Annotated in this window: 13 protein-coding genes; 4 read left to right on the top strand and 9 right to left on the bottom strand. The window is 32.6% G+C overall.

The window, feature by feature from the left end; genetic code table 11:
- Positions 1 to 39 precede the first annotated feature (39 nt).
- The 4 genes from U5A88_RS00065 to U5A88_RS00050 are packed head-to-tail and all read left to right on the top strand — an operon-like array spanning position 40 to position 6,821.
- On the top strand, positions 40 to 648 hold the full coding sequence (locus U5A88_RS00065; RefSeq protein ID WP_354202997.1) for a TetR/AcrR family transcriptional regulator: 609 nt from the start codon (positions 40 to 42) through the stop codon (positions 646 to 648).
- On the top strand, positions 649 to 2,058 hold the full coding sequence (locus U5A88_RS00060; RefSeq protein ID WP_354202996.1) for a TolC family protein: 1,410 nt from the start codon (positions 649 to 651) through the stop codon (positions 2,056 to 2,058). It begins immediately after the preceding gene.
- Between the two features lie 10 nt (positions 2,059 to 2,068).
- Complete coding sequence (locus U5A88_RS00055; RefSeq protein ID WP_354202995.1) at positions 2,069 to 3,262, top strand: efflux RND transporter periplasmic adaptor subunit; 1,194 nt, start codon at positions 2,069 to 2,071, stop codon at positions 3,260 to 3,262.
- Between the two features lie 46 nt (positions 3,263 to 3,308).
- The gene (locus U5A88_RS00050; protein WP_354202994.1) at positions 3,309 to 6,821 is read left to right on the top strand and encodes an efflux RND transporter permease subunit; all 3,513 of its coding nucleotides are present in this window, start codon (positions 3,309 to 3,311) and stop codon (positions 6,819 to 6,821) included.
- A 66-nt stretch (positions 6,822 to 6,887) separates the two neighbouring features.
- On the opposite strand, the gene U5A88_RS00045 is transcribed toward U5A88_RS00050, so the two are convergent.
- From U5A88_RS00045 to U5A88_RS00005, 9 genes are all read right to left on the bottom strand, one after another.
- Positions 6,888 to 9,110, bottom strand: coding sequence for a patatin-like phospholipase family protein (locus U5A88_RS00045; RefSeq protein WP_354202993.1), 2,223 nt, complete (start codon positions 9,108 to 9,110; stop codon positions 6,888 to 6,890).
- A 5-nt stretch (positions 9,111 to 9,115) separates the two neighbouring features.
- Positions 9,116 to 10,915, bottom strand: a complete 1,800-nt coding sequence (gene uvrC, locus U5A88_RS00040) for an excinuclease ABC subunit UvrC (RefSeq protein ID WP_354202992.1) — start codon at positions 10,913 to 10,915, stop codon at positions 9,116 to 9,118.
- Between the two features lie 34 nt (positions 10,916 to 10,949).
- Positions 10,950 to 11,681, bottom strand: a complete 732-nt coding sequence (locus U5A88_RS00035; protein ID WP_354202991.1) for a lipoprotein signal peptidase — start codon at positions 11,679 to 11,681, stop codon at positions 10,950 to 10,952.
- A 40-nt stretch (positions 11,682 to 11,721) separates the two neighbouring features.
- Positions 11,722 to 12,390, bottom strand: a complete 669-nt coding sequence (locus tag U5A88_RS00030) for a DUF4097 family beta strand repeat-containing protein (RefSeq protein ID WP_354202990.1) — start codon at positions 12,388 to 12,390, stop codon at positions 11,722 to 11,724.
- A gap of 54 nt (positions 12,391 to 12,444) precedes the next feature.
- Positions 12,445 to 12,822, bottom strand: a complete 378-nt coding sequence (locus U5A88_RS00025) for a TraR/DksA family transcriptional regulator (protein ID WP_354202989.1) — start codon at positions 12,820 to 12,822, stop codon at positions 12,445 to 12,447.
- A 6-nt stretch (positions 12,823 to 12,828) separates the two neighbouring features.
- Positions 12,829 to 16,233 carry an isoleucine--tRNA ligase gene (ileS, locus tag U5A88_RS00020; RefSeq protein WP_354202988.1) on the bottom strand — a complete coding sequence of 1,135 codons (3,405 nt, stop codon included), beginning with the start codon at positions 16,231 to 16,233 and terminating at the stop codon, positions 12,829 to 12,831.
- Between the two features lie 127 nt (positions 16,234 to 16,360).
- Positions 16,361 to 17,926 (bottom strand): OmpA family protein, encoded by a 1,566-nt coding sequence (locus tag U5A88_RS00015; RefSeq protein ID WP_354202987.1) that lies wholly within the window; start codon positions 17,924 to 17,926, stop codon positions 16,361 to 16,363.
- Between the two features lie 100 nt (positions 17,927 to 18,026).
- Entirely contained in the window at positions 18,027 to 19,676 is a 1,650-nt protein-coding gene (locus U5A88_RS00010; RefSeq protein WP_354202986.1) for an OmpA family protein, read from the bottom strand.
- A gap of 321 nt (positions 19,677 to 19,997) precedes the next feature.
- Positions 19,998 to 20,123, bottom strand: a complete 126-nt coding sequence (locus U5A88_RS00005) for a type IX secretion system membrane protein PorP/SprF (protein WP_354208100.1) — start codon at positions 20,121 to 20,123, stop codon at positions 19,998 to 20,000.
- Positions 20,124 to 20,136 lie beyond the last annotated feature (13 nt).

Raw genomic sequence — 20,136 nt, 5'->3', positions numbered from 1 at the left:
TTGTTTATAAAGTTTCCTTATTGTAGTTTTGCACCAAATATGAAAGAAAAAATATTAGATATTGCTACTGATTTGTTTCTTAGTTACGGGTTTAAAAGCGTAACAATGGATGATATTGCCCATAAAATGGGAATTTCGAAAAAAACAATATACCAACATTATCCTAACAAAACTCAATTAGTTGAGGCAACTACGATGCATACTTTTGGTATGATTAATAGCGGAATAGATAATATTTGTGAACTTAAAAAAAATCCTATTGAAGAAATCTATGACATCAAACAGTTTGTTATGGATCATTTAAAAGATGAAAAATCATCGCCACAATATCAATTGCAAAAATACTATCCTAAAATATTTACTACACTTAAAGCAAAACAATTTGAAGTAATGTTAGATTGTGTAAGCGAAAATTTAAATAGAGGGATTGAATTAAAGTTGTATAGAGAGACTATTGATGTTGAGTTCATTTCTAAAATATATTTTGCTGGTGTAATGTCTATTAAGGACAATGATATTTTTTCACCTCAGAAATTCTCAAAAAAAATACTTATGGAATATTTTTTAGAATATCATTTACGGGGAATATGTACAACTAAAGGATTAGAAAAATTAAACATGATTATTGATAAAAAACAACTGATATAGATGAAAAAAATACAGCTACTAATAATTGGTTTATTATTTTCCATATTGGGATTTTCGCAACAAGATTCCAACAGTTTTAGCCTGCAACAGGCTATTGATTATGCCATAGAAAATAACCGAGCTGCAAAAAACGCTTTACTGGATATTGATGCTGCAAAAAAACAAAAATGGGAAACAACTGCAATAGGTTTGCCGCAAATTAATGCCAAAATAGATTATCAAAATTGGTTAAAACAGCAAGTATCTCTTTTACCTGCTGCTGCTTTTGACAATACCCAAAGTGTAATTGATGTAGTAAATGATTATTTCGATACTAATCAGACTAATTTTGAAGTTGCTACTCCAGAAGGATTTATTCCTTTACGATTTGGCACCAAACAGAGTATGTCAGCTACGGCAACTTTAAGTCAATTACTTTTTGATGGGTCTTATTTGGTTGGTCTGCAATCGGCTAAAGTTTTTTTAGAAATCTCTAAAAATGCCAAAGAAAAAACAGATTTAGAGGTACGGAAGGCAGTAATTAATGCCTACGGAAACGTTTTGTTAGCTGAAGAAAGCGTGAAAATTTTAGAAAAAAATAAAGCTGTCCTAGAAAAAAACCTAAACGAAGTCACCAAACTATATGAAAATGGTTTAGACGAACAAGAAAGTGTAGAGCAATTGCAAATAACATTATCTAGCGTAGAAAGTAATTTAAATAACACTTCACGTTTAAAAAAGTTAGCATATCAAATGCTGAATGTAACTATGGGGATTGATATTTACGCTAATACAATTTTGACAGAAAATTTGGAAAATTTGACACTAGAAAATATAACCCTGGAGTTATTAGAGACCGGTAACAATGTTAAAAATACAGTAGATTACAGAATTGCATCTAACGATAAAGCATCTAAAGAATTATTATTAAAATTAGAAAAAAGCAAAGCATTGCCAAGCTTAAATGCTTTTGTGAACGGAGGTTACATGGGCAATAGTGATACTTTTACATTTGCGGATAAAGATCAACAATGGTTTGGGTCTTCATTATTTGGAGTTAGTCTTAACATTCCTTTATTCAGTTCTGGTAAGCGAAGTGCAGCCACGCAACGTGCCAAGATAAACTTGGAAAAATCAGAGAATGATTTGACAGAAACTGAAAAGCAGTTGCAGTTGCAATTAGAAAGAGCTAAAAGTAATTATCAATTTGCTATTGAAGATTATCAAAATAAAAAACAAAATTTAAACTTGGCTGAGCGTATAGAGAAAAAGAACCAGACAAAATATTTTGAAGGTATTGGTTCAAGTTTTGAATTGCGTCAGGCACAAATGCAATTATACACAGCTCAACAAGAATTATTACAATCTATGCTTGATGTTATTAACAAAAAAGCTGAACTAGAAACTATATTAAATACACCGAACAATTAACATATACAACATGAAAAATATAACATTAATAGCACTTATAACCTTAATTCTATCATCTTGTGGTGGAGATAAAAATCAATCTGTTGAAGATGTTATTACAGGTAACGATTTAGAAAAAATAAGAGCAAAACGTGCCGAAGTAGTAGCAAAACAACAGGAGTTTGAAGAGCAACTAAAGCAGCTTGATGCCAGAATATCAAGTTTAGATACAGTAAAACATATTCCGCTAATTACTACACTAACAGCAAAGGAAAAACCTTTTAATCACTATTTAGAATTGCAAGGGAATGTAACCACCAAAAATTTATTGGTATTATACCCTGAATTTTCTGGAATTCTTTCCAAGGTTTATGTAAAAGAAGGTCAGCGAGTGTCAAAAGGTCAATTGTTAGCTAAAATTGATGATGGAGGCCTCGGTCAGCAAAAAGCTCAATTACAAATTCAAGCTGATTTGGCAAAAACCACATTTGAGCGTCAAGAACGTTTATGGAAACAAAACATTGGAAGCGAAATTCAGTATTTACAAGCTAAATCAAACTATGAAGCTCAGTCTAAAGCTATTAATCAATTAGATCAACAATTAGCAAAAACGACTGTTAGAGCTCCATTTTCAGGTACTATTGATGATATTATAACCGAACAAGGAAGCGTTGTAGGTGCTGGCCAATCGCAATTAATGCGAATTGTAAACCTCAACAATATGTACATTGAAACCGAAGTTCCTGAAAGGTACCTGAACGATGTTATAAAGAACAAAGATGTTTATGTAGAGCTACCCGTTATTGGAAAAACAATTGAATCAAAAATCAGACAAACGGCAGATTATATTAATCCAAGTAATCGTACTTTTAAAATTGAAGTACCCGTACCTAATAAAGACAAAGATATTAAGCCCAATTTAACAGCCAAGTTAAAGATAAACGATTACTCAAACGATAAGGCCTATTTAATTCCGCAAAGTATTATTTCTGAAAATGCAAATGGCGAACAATATGTTTACATAGTAAAAAATATTAACGGAAACAATGAAGGTGTTGCCGAAAAGGTAATTATAGAAACGGGTAGAACACAAGGTGATATTATTGAGGTTTTAAAAGGGTTGGAAAACGGTACCGAGGTTATTGAAGAAGGAGCAAGAAGTGTAAAAAATGGGCAAACCGTAAAGATTCTGAGTGCAGATCAACCTAAAGACAGTGTCCAATAATCAGTATTTATAGTTTATTCTAAATCTAATCATTACAGTTACAAAAATGGCGAAACAACAAAAAAAGAATGTAAATAAAGAATTCGGTTTATCATCTTGGGCAATCAATAATAGTACAACCATTTATGTAATGATAGCGGTCATTCTATTTTTAGGTATTTCAGCATATTTTGCAATGCCTAGGGAAAGCTTTCCAGAAGTCAAGGAAACAAAAATTTACATTAGCTCCGTCTTTCCGGGCAATACTGCAGAGGATATTGAAAAACTCATTTCAGATCCATTAGAAGACAAATTAAAAACGGTTAGTAATGTTGTAGAAATAACTTCAACCTCACAAGAGGATTATTCTATGGTTATTGTAGAGTTTGATGAAAACATTACTGTTGAACAAGCCAAGCAAAAAGTAAAAGACGAAATTGATTCAGAAACCTCTAGCGAAGACTGGCCTACCTTTAATGGTGCTAAAGTTGAGCCTAATGTGTTTGAATTGAGTTTGTCAGAAGAATTTCCAATATTAAATATTAGTATTTCTGGTGACTACACTATTGAAAAGCTAAAAGAGTACGCAGAGGTATTGCAAGATGAAATTGAAGATCTTTCCGAAATTAAAAAAGCTGACATCCGCGGTGCTCAAGAAAAAGAGGTTGAAGTTGCAGTAGATATTTACAAAATGATGGCTGCAAAAGTTAGTTTTAACGATGTAATTGGTGCTATTAATAATGGTAATGTCACTATGTCAGCAGGTAATTTGATAGCAAGTGGTCAACGAAGAACAGTGCGTATTTTAGGAGAAATTGAAGACCCTGCCGATCTGAACAATTTTGTTGTAAAGTCTGAAAATAACAATCCCATTTATTTAAAAGATATTGCAGAAGTTTCTTTTCGTGAAAAAGATAGAACCACTTATGCAAGAGAATTCGGAAAACCTGTTGTAATGCTTGATGTAAAAAAGCGTGCTGGAAAAAATATGGTTGCCGCTATTGACCAAATTAAAGAGATAGTTAAGGTTGCCGAAAAAGATCAATTTCCACAAGACCTTAGCATAACCTTAAACAATGACCAATCTTCGATTACTACAGGTATGGTAGATGATCTGGTAAACAATATCATATTTGGTATAATACTAGTGGTTACGGTATTAATGTTCTTTTTAGGTTTTAAAAATGCCATTTTTGTTGGTTTTGCCATACCCATGTCAATGTTTATGTCTTTAATGATATTAAATATGTTTGGTTATACATTAAACACCATGATTTTATTTGGGCTTATTATGGGTCTTGGTATGTTGGTAGATAATGGTATTGTTGTTGTAGAAAATGTTTATCGATTGATGGACGAGGAGGGCATGAGCCGTATTGAAGCCGCCAAAAAAGGTATTGGTGAAATTGCATTCCCCATAATCATCTCCACCGCAACTACCGTTGCTGCTTTTATACCGTTAGGTTTATGGCCCGGAATGATGGGCGAGTTTATGAAATTTTTCCCGATAACGTTGTCCGTTGTGCTAGGCTCGTCACTTTTTGTGGCTATTTTCTTTAATTCTGTTTTGGTATCAAAATTTATGACAACCGAAGATAAAGATATGCCGCTGAAAAATATCATAATTATTACTAGTGTAATGGCCTTTATTGGTTTATTGGTTATCATTTTTGGAGGTGCTTACAGAGGTTTAGGTTCTTTAATGATTTTAACAGCTATACTATTATGGATTTATAGGTTGTTTTTAAGAAAGTGGGCTAATAGTTTCCAAACCAAAGCCTTAGTGAAGCTAGAAAATTGGTATGAAAAACAAATACGATGGGCATTAACAAAATGGAGACCTTACGCAATTACAATTGCAACATTTGTTTTGTTAATAATAGCATTTATGTCATTTGGAGCTTCTCTAGCAACACAACGTACTAAAGTAGAGTTTTTCCCTGATAACAAACCCAATCAGATTATTGTATACATAGAATATCCTCAAGGTACTGATATAGAAAAAACCAATACCATAACCAAAGAAATTGAAAAACGTGTTTACGCAGAACTAAACAATAATCAGTATAAAGATGGTGATTACAACTTTATGGTTGAGAGTGTAGTGGCACAGGTAGGTGAAGGTGCAGGAAATCCAAATACAGACGGTGGTTCTGCATCTGAAATGCCACATAAAGCAAAAATTACCGCTAGCATGCGTGAGTATAAATACAGACGTGGAGAAGACAGTGAACTATTACGGCAAAAAGTGCAAAAAGCATTGGTCGGTATTTATCCAGGTGTACTTATTTCTGTTGAAAAAGACGTTAATGGACCACCTGCAGGTGCTCCAATAAATATTGAAATTACCGGTAAAGATTATAATGAATTAATAAATACTGCCGAAAGAATGCGTGACTTTATCAATTCTAGAAATATAGCAGGTATTGATGAACTTAAAATTGATGTAAATAAAGACAAGCCCACAACCCAAGTGATTGTCGATAGAAAAAAAGCGGGCGAGCTAGGTGTTAATTCAGGGCAAGTAGGGCAACAATTACGAAATTCAATCTTTGGTGCCAAAGCAGGTATTTACAAAGAGGACGGTGATGATTTCGATATCTATGTACGTTTTAACAAAGAAAATAGATACAATACCAGTGCAATTTTCAACCAAAATATAACTTTTAGAGATCCTGCTTCTGGTCAAGTAAAAGAAATACCCGTTTCTACTGTGGCCAAGCACAATAATACCTCTGGTTTTAGTGCCATTAAACACAAAAAATTAAAGCGTGTAGTAACTGTTTACTCGGCTTTGTCTCCTGGTTTTACCGATGCAGGTGCCATTGTAGCTCAAGTTCAAAATGAAATGAAGAGCTTTAAAGGATTACCCGATAATATTGAGTTCGATTACACTGGACAAATTGAAGAACAGAATAAACAAATGACATTTTTAATGACTGCCTTTTTTACAGGATTAAGTTTAATCTTCTTTATCTTAATATTTCAATTTAATTCCGTTTCAAAACCCGGAATTATCATGATAGCCATATTCTTAAGTCTTATCGGTGTTTTTGGAGGTTTGGTAATAACAGGAGCTCCGTTTGTTATTATGATGACTATGATGGGTATTATATCTTTAGCAGGAATTGTAGTTAACAACGGTGTTGTATTACTCGATTATGCTCAACTTCTTATTGATAGAAAGATCGTTGAAAAAGATTTGAACGAAGATGAGCACCTTCAATTAGATGAAATTTTTGAATGTATAGTTAGGGCAGGTAAAGCACGTTTAAGACCAGTTTTATTAACGGCTATTACGACAATTTTAGGGTTAATTCCGCTTGCTATTGGTCTAAATATAAATTTCTTTACATTCTTTAGCGAGTTTGATGCTAACATTTATATGGGTGGTGATAATGTTATTTTCTGGGGGCCTTTAGCTTGGACAGTGATTTACGGTTTAATAGTAGCTACTTTTTTAACTTTAATAGTTGTACCAATATTGTTTTATTTAATTACTAAATTTAAGTTTAGAGTTTTTGACAGAAAACATAAAGTACATGTTACTAGCAATAAGGATGTTATTGTTGAAGGTTAACTTATTGAGTCTATAAAACATGATGTAATAATGTTCTAAAATTGCATCATGTTTTAGCTAAAATTCTTAAAACCAAAATCCTACATTAAATAACCAGTAGTTTTGTTGTGTATCTGGTGACCAAGTGTATTTTACTTCAACTGGCCCTAAAAAAGATTCAATACTATACCCCGCAGCAAAACCTAGCTTGGTATTGTCAAAAATGTCTCCTTGATTGAATATGTCATCTTCAACTCTAGCGGCATTGGCAATAAAAGATATGTGGTTCTTTTTAAACAATTCGTAACGTAAGGTAACAGCTGTTTTTAAGAAAGCACTTTCACCTAGGTCAGCAACATCATAACCATAAAAATTATAGAAGTTATTTATCAAATTTTGATTGCCACCACCTAAAAAGAAATTAAATATATTAGTACCATCTCCTAAAGTAATTCCTGCCTGAGAAACAATATGCGTTGTAAATTTATCTCCAATAGTAAATGCACCACCTAGTTCACCTTTTAATTGAGAAAAAGCTTTAAAGTTAGTGTCAAAATTAGAGGCCAATAAATAAGCATGATAATCAGCAAAAAAATAGAGTCCTTTTTTAGGAAAGTATTTATTATCGTAAGTGTCTAATAATAAATTAGTGTATGCACTTACGTAAGAGGTATTATCTATAAAATTTTTAATAGTTTGGTTATTTTCAATTGTTTCAAAAAAAGTTCTAACATATTTATTCTCCACTCCCAATCGTAGTGCAATCCCTCTGGTAAAAGCATTTTGTACATAAAGCTGAGTAGTATAATCATTGTATTCAATTGGAACTTTACCAACATTAACACCTGCTGCATCATCGTTTATTAAATTTTCAAAAAACGATCTGTTAAACTTGTTATATCTTGTTTTAATACCGTAACTCCAATGGAACCCATTATCTATGAAGTAATCTATATTGTATCTAATATTATCGCCTAATACTAAATCTGCCGAAAGCACATCATTCTTAAAAATCATGTGCTTTCCTGTAAAGTTTAAAAGTACTCCTGTTTTATATAAATCATCATAGTGAACCCCTAGTTGTAAAAAGGTTGATAATTCTTCTTCCCTTAATTTTAACTGGATTTTTGTCCTTTCTTTATTTTGAACAAATTGATATTGAATATTTCTGAAATTACCCGTAGCAGATAAATTATTTAAACCCTCGGTAAATTTCTCGTAAGTTATCGTGTCTTTCTTTTTAAAGTTTAATTTACCAATGACATACTCATCTGTATAATTTTTATTACCAGAAATACTAATATCATCAATAAATAATTTTTTATTTATCTGAACAACTTTTTTCCTCTTATCATTTTCAAATCTTTGTTTTTTAGCAATTTCTTGCAGAGCATTTAATTGTTTGCGTGTTGCACTTTCGCCACTTTCAATAATATCCTTAGTCAAATCGAATGAAATAACGTTGAAATCGCTAATGTCAGGATGTATGTAAATGTCCGCTTTATTTCGCTTGTTATCGGAATCGTTATACATTTGAAAACTCACAATTTGCATTACGATTTCTAAGGCAGAATTCAACCCTTTTTGACCTTTTAATTTATCTTGAACGTCAATACCTATTATAATATCAACGCCCTTTTTTTTCATAATATCTACCGGAAAATTATTTGTGACACCGCCATCGGTTAATAATTTACCATCAATCTCAACTGGATCTAACAACGTAGGAAAAGAACCGCTAGCCCTAACAGCTTCGGGTAAAAAACCCTCTTCTAAAATCTCTGCCTTTCCATTTTCTAAATTTGTAACCACACAAAAAAACGGAATAGGCATTTTAGAAAAATCATTAATATTATGAACGTGTTCTGTGAGTTGAGATAAGAGATTAAAAACGTTCTGACCTTTTGAAAGAGCAGTTGGCAATAATACTCCCCTGTTTTTTATGGGTAGCGTTAAAGCATACTTTTCCGTATTTTCTTTTTGATAAATTGATTTTGATTTTCGGGGAAGATTATCCTGCATTAATTCATTCAAATCAAATGAAGTTACAATAGAATCCAATTCATTTGCCGAATATCCTGAAGAATACAATGCCCCAATTATAGCACCCATGCTCGTACCACCAATATAATCTATTCTCACACCCGCTTCTTCCAATATTTTTAAAGCTCCAATATGGGCAAAACCCTTGGCTCCACCACCGCTTAACACTAAACCTACTTTTAAATCTTTTTGAGATTTAATACTATCTTGTCCAAACAAAAGCTGTGCTTGAATCAGTAGTAGTATGAGTAGTATTCTTTTTAGCATTAACGTTAATTCTCTTTTAAATGATAATAATTATGTACTTTGGTTGCTCTAGAGTTCCCAATAATTTTTTCTATTTCCTTAAATGATGCCTTCGAAACCCGTTTGGCCGATTTAAAATGTTTTAACAAACTTTCAACAGTTTGCTTACCTATACCTGGAATTTGTTCTAATTCTGTTTGGATGGCACTTTTACTTCGTTTATTTCTATGAAACGTAATTGCAAATCGATGTGCTTCGTTTCGTAATTGTTGAATGATTTTTAAAGTTTCCGATTTCTTATCTAAATATAATGGAATAGGATCGTCGGGATAAAAAATTTCTTCTAATCGTTTTGCAATCCCGATAATGGCTATTTTTTTTCGCAGACCTAAAACATCCAAGCTTTTTAAAGCTGATGACAACTGCCCCTTACCACCATCTATAACGATTAGCTGTGGCAATTCTTGTCCTTCGTCCAACAACCGTTTATAACGCCTGTGTACCACTTCTTCCATAGAGCCAAAATCGTCAGGGCCCTCAACAGTTTTAATATTATATTTACGATAATCGCTCTTACTCGGTTTACCATCTTTAAAAACCACACAAGCAGCTACAGGGTGTGTACCTTGTATATTAGAATTGTCAAAACATTCAATATGGCGTGGCTCTTTTGGTAAACGTAAATCTTTTTGCATCTGAGCCATTATTCTATTGGTGTGCCTATCAGGATCAACGATTTTAATTTGTTTGAAACGTTCTTGTCTATAATATTTTGCATTACGTAAAGATAGATCAACAATATGTTTTTTATCTCCTTGTTTTGGGATAGTTACTTTAATTTCATCACCAACATTTACCTTAAAAGGGACATAAATTTCTTTAGATTGTGAATTGAAACGTTGTCTGATTTCAATAATTGACAACTCTAATAAATGCTTGTCCGACTCGTCTAATTTCTTTTTTATTTCTGTGGTATGTGATTGAATGATAGCACCATTCATCAGTTTAAAAAAATTGACATAGGCAAAACTCTCATCAGAAGTGATCGAAAAAACATCCACGTTGGAAATGGATGGGTTGACCACGGTAGACTTTGCCTGATAATTGGCCAACAAATCTATTTTTTCTTTAATTTTTTGAGCTTCTTCAAACTCATGGTTTTCAGCAAATTGTAGCATAACACTTTTAAAATGTTGTAATGCGTCTTTAAAATTGCCTTTAATAATATTTCTGATAGCGTCAATGCTCTTTAAATAATCAGCTTCTGATTGCAAACCTTCACATGGGCCTTGGCAATTTTTAATATGATATTCTAAGCAAACTTTATACTTACCTGATTCAATATTTTTTTGAGATAGATCATAAGCACAGGTGCGGAGCTGATATAATTCCTTTACCAAAGAAAGTAATGCTTTCGCAGTTCTTACTGAAGTGTAGGGCCCAAAATATTCCGAACCATCTTTAATCACTTTTCTGGTTAAAAAAACTCTGGGAAAAGGCTCTTTTTTAATACAAATCCAAGGATAAGTCTTATCATCTTTTAATAAAATATTATAGCGTGGTTTGTATTTTTTTATAAGATTGTTCTCTAATAATAGTGCATCCATTTCAGTAGAAACCACTATATGCTTTATGGAAGCAATTTTTTTGACTAATACCTTGGTTTTACCATATTCATGGTTTTTGGTAAAGTAAGAGCTTACTCTTTTTTTTAGGTTTTTTGCCTTACCAACATATAAAATAGTATCATTTTTATCAAAATATTGATAAACACCGGGTGTATTAGGTAACGTTTTGAGTTGAAGTTCTAAATCGGTGTTTTGCATACAACGAAGTTAAGAAATTAACTTCATTTTGAATTTAAGATTTCGGCTTTTCATAATGCCTAACCACAACAGGTGGAACAATATGATCTTTTGACTCTTCTTCCTTTTCCTTTTTAGGAAAAACTCTTTTGTTGAAGACAAGTAACAAACCTACACCCGTTGAAATAGCAAAGTCAGCTACATTAAAAATATATTGGAAAAAAGTGAAATTTCTATCGACAAATAACGAGAAATTTTTGCCACCAATACCTGGGATCCAATCTGGCCAATTGAAACTAATCTCAGGAATCCATGAGGGCAATTGGGCATTTTCTATAATGGGAAAGTAAAAAAGATCCACTACTTTTCCATGGAACAACGTGCTATAACCACCTTCTTCTGGTAAAAAAGTAGCTACTGTACCATGGCTATCGCCAAATAAAACGCCATAAAAAACCGAATCAATAATATTGCCCAATGCTCCTGCAAAAATAAAAGCAATGGCTACAATTAAAATTTTATGTCCATTTGTTTTAACAGCTGAATACAGCCAATAACCTATACCTACAATTGCTATTAACCTAAAAAAAGTTAAAAACAATTTACCGTTTTTACCTCCAAATTCAGTACCCCAAGCCATACCGTAATTCTCGATAAAGTGAATTCTAAACCAATCTAAGCCCATTACGTTAAAACCTTCACCTATGACAAAGTTCGTTTTAATATAAACCTTACTCCATTGGTCTATCAATAAAATGATAATAATTATAATAATGGCTCTTTTCATTAGTGGGATTTTTCCAAAAAGTTTAGCAAAAATAAGAATATTATTCAGTTGTGCCGGAGTTTAACATAATATTTGCATTAACAGACTGAATTGTCAACAGGTTACTTTTTTTTCCTAAAGTTCCTTTTAGTGAAATAGCTGTTCTTTCCCAATTAGTTGAAGAAAAAGCAGTTGTAATTCTTCCTTTACTCGATAGAATGATTGCTTCCGTATCATTAATAGTAGCGTCAATATTCCCAGAGAATGATTCAATATTTATACTACCATTAAAATCATCAATTGTTAAATCACCAGTGTTTAATCTAACATTCATATTTCCAGTAAAGTTTTTTGTACTAAAGTTTCCTTTATGATAAACAACCAATACTTCACATCCTTTGGGGATCATCAATTTATAGGATGAAAATAATGGTTGCTCATAACAAAATTTATCCATTTTAGAACTGTCAACAATAGGTAAAATAGTTGAGGCGGTAATAGCAATTGTCTTTTCACTATTTTTAATTTCAATTTGTGTAGGATTTTCAGCATGGTCTTGCATTGATAGACTTACCTTTTGCTTATCGGTATTAACTATTTCTAACAAATCAATATCTTCTAATTGTATTTCAATTTTTTGGTTATTAAAATCAATTTCTTTTACAATTGTTTTTTGAGCAATTACAGGAGCAGCTAATAGCAAAAAGTATATGTAAAAAATAATTCTCATTCGGTCTTTAACAAAAAAGGCTTCCTTTTAGGAAGCCTTTTATAATTTTTTCAATTACTGCATATTCTTAGCTTCTATACTAAGTGTAGCATGTGGCACTAATTTTAAACGCTCTTTTTGAATTAATTTACCCGTTACACGGCAAATACCATACGTTTTATTTTCTATACGTAACAAAGCGTTTTTTAAATCTCTAATAAATTTTTCTTGACGAATGGCTAACTGAACATTAGATTCTTTAGACATTGTTTCTGAACCTTCTTCAAAAGCCTTAAATGTAGGTGATGTATCGTCTGTGCCATTATTACTATCGTTTTTATAAGCACTTTCTATCAACGCTAAATCTTCTTCAGCATTTTCAATCTTTTTTAATATAATCTCTTTGAATTCATTTAATTCAGCGTCCGAGTATTTTTCTTTATTCTCAGTCATATCTGTTTAATTTTTTTGTATTAACAATTTTGTATTTACATCGTCAAAAGCAATTTCTACACCATCGTTAACGCTATCTTCCAATATCAATTCATTGGTTAATGTTTCGTTTTTAATATAGATTGCATTTGCTTCAATGGCAGCATCAACTATGCCATCTTTTTCTATTTTTAATTTTATTTGATCTGTAACTTCTAAACCAGACTCTTTTCTTAAATTCTGAATACGATTTACTAACTCTCTTGCAATACCTTCTTTACGTAGATCTTCTGAAATGGTAACGTCTAAAGCAACCGTTAAATTGCCTTGGTTGATAACCAGCCACCCTTCTATATCTTGCGAAGATATTTCCACTTCTTCTAAGGTTAAAGTTACGGATTTTTCTCCAATTTTTAAAGAAATTTCACCTTGTTTTTCTATAGTTGAAATATCATCTTGAGTTAATTTTTGAATTTCGGAAGCCACCAAACGCATATCTTTTCCGAATTTAGGACCCAATACTTTAAAGTTCGGTTTAATATTTTTTACTAAAATACCCGAGGCATCGTCTATCAATTCAATTTCTTTTACATTAACTTCAGATTTTATTAAATCTGCAACGGCATCAATATCTTCTTTGTCTTGTTTATCTAAAACAGGAATCATTATACGCTGTAAGGGTTGACGTACTTTTATCATTTCTTTTTTACGTAATGATAGCACCATAGAAGATATAGCCTGTGCCTTCTGCATTTTACGTTCTAATACTTTATCTACCAATGCTTCTTGATATACAGGAAAATCAGCCAAATGGATCGATTCCTCTTTTTTGCTGTTAGTGGCATTTGTCAAATCTCGGTATAACTGATCCATGTAAAAAGGAGCTATAGGCGAACCTAATTTTGCAACTGTCAACAAACAGGTATACAATGTTTGATATGCTGAAATTTTATCTTGTTGATAATCACCTTTCCAAAAACGTCTCCTGCTTAAACGTACAAACCAGTTACTCAAATTTTCAGTAACAAAATTCTGAATAGCTCTAGCAGCTTTCGTCGGCTCGTAATCGTTGTAATAATCTTCTACATTCTTTATCAATGTATTGAGTTCAGAAAGTATCCAACGGTCAATTTCGGGTCTTTTTACAATATCAATATCGGCTTCGTCATAAGTAAATTTGTCAATATTGGCATACAGTGTAAAAAACGAATAGGTATTGTACAGCGTGCCAAAGAATTTACGTCTGACTTCTTCGATACCCTCGATATCAAATTTTAAATTGTCCCACGGGTTTGCATTGGAAATCATGTACCAACGTGTGGCATCAGCACCGTATTTTTTCATAGTTTCAAACGGGTCAACGGCATTGCCTAATCGCTTGGACATTTTTTTACCTTCTTTATCCAATACTAATCCGTTCGAGACTACATTTTTATAAGCGTTTGAGTCAAAAACCAATGTACCAATGGCATGTAACGTATAAAACCAACCTCTGGTCTGGTCAACTCCTTCTGCAATAAAGTCAGCTGGATAAAACTTGTTTTCGTCAATTAAATCTTTGTTTTCAAATGGATAATGCCATTGAGCATAGGGCATTGAGCCCGAATCGAACCATACATCTATTAAATCTGATTCACGTTGCATTGGTTTACCTAATGGTGAAACCAAAGTGATTTTATCAACTATATTTTTATGCAAATCTAAAAGGTCGTAATTTTCTTCGCTCATGTTGCCAACTTCAAAATCGGAAAAAATATCCGTATCCATTACTCCTTCATTAACGGCTTTTTGCATTTGAGCTTTCAATTCTTCAACTGAACCGATAATAAGTTCTTCCTTACCATCTTCCGTTCTCCAAATTGGTAATGGAACGCCCCAAAAACGTGAACGCGACAAATTCCAGTCATTGGCATTTTTTAGCCAGTTGCCAAAACGCCCTTCACCTGTTGATTTTGGTTTCCAATTAATATTTTGATTTAGCTCAAACATTCTATCCTTTTTATCAGATACTTTTATAAACCAAGAATCTAATGGATAATACAAAATAGGTTTGTCTGTACGCCAACAATTGGGATAGCTGTGCTTATATTTTTCTACTTTAAAGGCCTTGTTTTCCTCTTTTAATTTAATTGCCAGTTCCACATCCACGGAACGGTCAGGGGCTTTACCATCTTCATAATATTCGTTCTTTACGTATTTACCTGCAAATTCGCCCATTTCTGGTCTAAATTTACCCTGTAAATCAACCAAAGGAACAGGGTTTCCGTTTTCATCTAACACCAACATTGGCGGAATTTCTGGCTTTGTTTGTTTTGCGACTAAAGCATCATCAGCACCAAAAGTAGGTGCGGTGTGTACAATACCTGTACCATCTTCAGTAGTTACAAAATCACCAGCAATGACTCTAAACGCATTTTCAGGGTTTTGATAAGGTTGGGCATAATCTAACAGCTGCTCGTATTTTATTCCGACAAGGTCTTTACTTTTACATTCCACAGCAACCAAAAATGGTATTTTTTTATCTTCTTTTGAAAAATTTTTCAAATCAGACACCTCTTCGGTTTGTATATATTTTCCAGTAAATTGTTTTGAAACCAAATTTTTAGCCAGGATAACATGAATTGGTTCAAAGGTATATTGATTGTAGGTAGCAACTACAACGTAATCAATCTTAGAACCAACCGTTAAGGCTGTATTACTTGGCAATGTCCAAGGCGTAGTTGTCCAGGCCAACAAATGCAAATGATCAAATTTCTTTAAAAAGTCTGGTAACGAGTCTTCGTTTGCCTTAAACTGAGCCACCACAGTAGTATCTGTTACATCTTGATAGGTACCAGGTTGATTTAACTCGTGCGAACTTAATCCAGTTCCTGCTTTCGGTGAATAGGGTTGAATGGTATAGCCTTTATACAAAAGCCCCTTATTATAAATTTGTTTTAATAACCACCAAACCGATTCAATATATTTTGGTTTGTAAGTAACATAAGGGTCATTCATATCTACCCAATGTCCCATTTTGCGTGTTAATTCTTCCCAGACATCGGTATAACGCATTACCGCTTTTTTACAAGCTTCATTGTATTCTTCAACCGATATTTTTTTACCAATATCTTCTTTAGTAATACCCAGCTCTTTTTCAACGCCTAATTCAATCGGCAAACCATGCGTATCCCAACCTGCCTTACGTTTTACCTGAAAGCCTTGCAGGGTTTTATATCTACAGAAAATATCTTTAATGGTACGTGCCATAACATGATGAATACCAGGCAATCCATTGGCAGAAGGTGGCCCTTCATAAAACACATAAGGTTTATCGGCATCACGTGAAGTAATACTCTTTTGGAATATATCGTTTTCTTCCCAAAATTGTTGGGTTTCATCAGCTACTTTTGTTAAATCTAAACCTTTATATTCTCTAAATGGCGTACTCATTTTCTATCTTAATTCTTTCGAGTCGCGAAATTACGTATTTTATTGAAAATATTGATTTTATCACAACAAAAAAGCATCTTAAAAAATTTTAAGATGCTCTATTATAATGGTTTGTTTACTTCCGTTGTTATCTCTTTATAACTACAAATTCCGTTCGCTTATTTTCTAGGTGTTGTAAATCGGTACATTTTACATTGTTAGCACACTTGTTGAGTAATTGCGTTTCTCCATATCCTTTCCCTGTGATTCTTCTAGGGTCTAAACCTCTTTCAATAAGGTTGTCAACTGTTGCGACTGCTCTACTTTTTGTAAGACTTAAATTATAAGCGTCTGGCCCTCTAGAATCTGTATGAGCTCCAAATTCTATAACCATGTTAGGATATTTTTTCATCAATCGCATTACTTTATCTAGGGCTATATCAGAGGCCTCGGTAATTTCTGCTGTATTGATTGTAAACGTAATATTAGGAACATTTAAAATTTCATAATCCTTTCTATCCATAAACTCTTTTTCTTCAATAAATATGACTTCATTATTATCGAAACCATTTTTATTCGAAGTGTTCAATTCAATGGTTGTACTAAAATATCCATTTTTAGTAACTTCTATTGTGTAATTTGTAGCACAATCTACACCAAAATAATATTCACCATCAAAAGCGGTTTCAATTCTTCGGATACGATTACCGTTTTCATCCAATAAAGCAACAAAAGCGTTTCCAACTCTGTTGCCTGTAACTTTATCTTTTATGATACCAGTAGCTATCTGATCACAGATTGCAATAGTAGTTTTTTGTTTAAAGGAGTAAATATCATCATCTCCCATTCCACCATTTCTATTGGATGAGAAATAACCTTGTAGTTTTTCACTATCTATAATGAAAGAAATATCATCGCCTTTACTATTCATTGGTTCTCCCAAATTAATAGGTTCAGGAATTGAACCATCTAATTTTGTCATGTAAATATCAAAGCCGCCCTTACCACCTGGTCTATTAGAAGAAAAGTAAATTACATCACCATCAACATAAGGTGAATATTCTTTATATTTAGAATTAATCGTTTCTCCTAGATTAATAATCTTTCCGTAATGCCCTTGGTTTAAGTCTACTACAAAAATATCAGTATCTCCTATGGTGCCAGGCATGTTAGAAACAAAATACAGCTTTTTACCATCAGCACTAATCATTGGATGGCCTGTATCATAATCGTCATCATTAAAAGGGAGTGAAGAAAAATCTTTCCAATGTCCTTTTTCATCTATAGTAGCTTTAAAAATTTTAAGCCCTTCAGACTTTAACTTACCGCCAATATAATTGTTAGAGGTAAAATACACCTCGTTTCTCTTTGGGGTAAAAGCTACAAAAGCATCATGATATTTAGAGTTAACATCACTTGAAAAAGGTTTAACATTTACAACTTCACCATCATCGGTTAAATCGCCAATAAATAAATTTAAGTAAGGCTGATTATTTTCTTTCCAAACTCGTTTTGATATTCCTGCAGTTCTTCTGGAGGAGGAAAAAACAACTTTATCATTACCCATAAAAGTAGAACCAAAATCTTGATATTTTGTATTTACTCTTAGGTTTTTAACACTGTATTCAGCCGCTTTAATAGAATCTGCTCTTTCAATTTGAGCCGTTGTAATTAAAGTAGTTAAGGTAAAAATTAAGGTTATTAAGCTTCTCATTGGGTTGTTCTTTGCTCCTATAATTCAAAGGTTGTGCCAAAGCATATCTCTATTAAACAAAAAAACCTTCATTTAACTTGAAGGTCTTTTCGTTTTTTTATTACATTCTGATAATTACAAACTCAGACCGTCTATTTTGCTGATGTTCAGCTTCGGTACATGGGGTATTATCATCGCAGCCGTTAATCAGCTGTGTTTCTCCGTAGCCTTTACCCGCTATTCGTGAAGGGTCTATACCTCTTCCTATAATATACTCGACAGTTCTTTTAGCTCTATTATTAGATAACCAAATATTATATCCGGCTGGTGCCCTAGAATCTGTATGCGAAGCTGCCTCAATAATCATTTTAGGGTATTTATTCATTAAATCAACCACTTTTTGCAATTCAGTCTTAGCCTGCTTGTTCAAATAAGAAGAGTTTAAATCGAAATATATAGGTTCAATATTCACACCATAATTACCAGAAGGCAATTTAACGATTTCATCTGGCAACACATCTGGCAATCCTTCAGGCTTTTTATCAACACCCTCACCTTGAGTACCATTATTATTACCAGCTATTATATTGCCAGCACCTAACAATAATGGCATTTTTAATTCTTTATCTGCTTCATTAGATGTTGTAAATGTTATAGATTGTGGTGAAAAACCAATTTTTTTACCTTCTAATTTGTATTCTATCTCGCAAGATACTTCAAATGAAAAAGTTGCATCATCCTTAACAATAGTAGATGTTATCATATTGCCATCTTTATCACTTAGAATTACCTCTGAACCTGGTAATAAACTTGTAGATAATTGATCTCTAACATCTCCTGTAACCATTTGAATACATTTAAAGTCAACTGGCTCTTCTTCAATAAAAGAATAAATATCGTCATCTCCTTTACTGCCTTCTTCTCTGTTTGAAGAAAAGTAGCCTCTTCTAGTTTCACTATTAATGATAAAAGCAAAATCATCACTTGCAGTATTTAAACTTAAGTTTACCGGATCGGTTACATACCCTTTTAGTTTGCTTGCATATATATCAATACCTCCTTTACCTCCACTTCTAGTTGAAGAAAAATAAAGTATATCACCATCAACAAAAGGAAACCAATCTTTTGCAGTAGAATTAATTTTATCTCCTAAATTTATTGGATTTCCAAATCCACTCTCGTTCACTTCCACTTTATAAATGTCAGTCTCACCTAAGGTTCCAGGCATATCAGAAGTAAAATATAATGTTTTTTCGTCTGCACTCAACGTAGGATGTCCAACCGAATATTCAACATTATTAAAAGGCATCGGTATTATATTAATCCACTCTCCTTTATTATTTACTGTTGCTTTAAACATGGCCAAGTTGGTATACCCTTGATTGTCTATACCTAACTTTTTATTGTAATAATTATCTCTAGTAAAATAAACAGTTTTACCATCCTTAGAAAAGGTTACACTAGCTTCATGGTATCTAGAATTTACTTCTCCTTTAAGTCTTCTTTTATTTGCTACAGATCCATCTTCACTGATGTCTCCTTCATATAAATCTAAAAAACGTTGTCCATTAGGCTCCCAAACATCGCGAATTACTCTGAAACCACGTCTTGGAGCTGCAAAAACTAATTTGTCTGTTCCATGATAAGCAGTACCAAATTCAGATTGTTCAGTATTTACCTCTAAATTATTTATTGAATATTTACCTCCACTGCCTTGAGCATATAGACATACCACACTTAGCAATAAAACTATTACAATATATTTTTTCATTATTAGGTTATTTATTTACATTTAATTCCTTGCTCTTTTTCATAGTTTATTACATAACTGAAGCCAATTATGTAACGTTAGAACTTAATTAAATTCTAATTATTACCTCTAATAACGTCATCATATGTAGTTATAGTATTGTTTAGGTAAAATAATTTAACATTTACTAATCCTAAAAAAAAGTTTAGCCCTAAAATTAATGGAGAATACTGTAAATAAATTATGGTTGTTATAGAGTTATTTTTAATTACTTTTCCCGTTATCTGAAATTATTAATAAAATGCACGAATATCAGATATATTCTTTTTTAACCTAATTCTTTTAGAAGAATCTAGGAGATTTTAGGTTTTTCTTTGAAAAATCTATATCCCATTGCATAAATACCTCATGGGTACCACTATTATAGTTCCCTAAATTGGTTGTCGTGTAATCATAGGCATAACCTATTCGTAAATCTCTA

This window comes from Aureibaculum sp. 2308TA14-22 (assembly GCF_040538665.1).
Taxonomy (GTDB): Bacteria; Bacteroidota; Bacteroidia; order Flavobacteriales; family Flavobacteriaceae; genus Aureibaculum.
The sequence above is the reverse complement of the archived record's forward strand: the minus strand, read 5'-3'. Positions and strand labels throughout refer to the sequence as shown.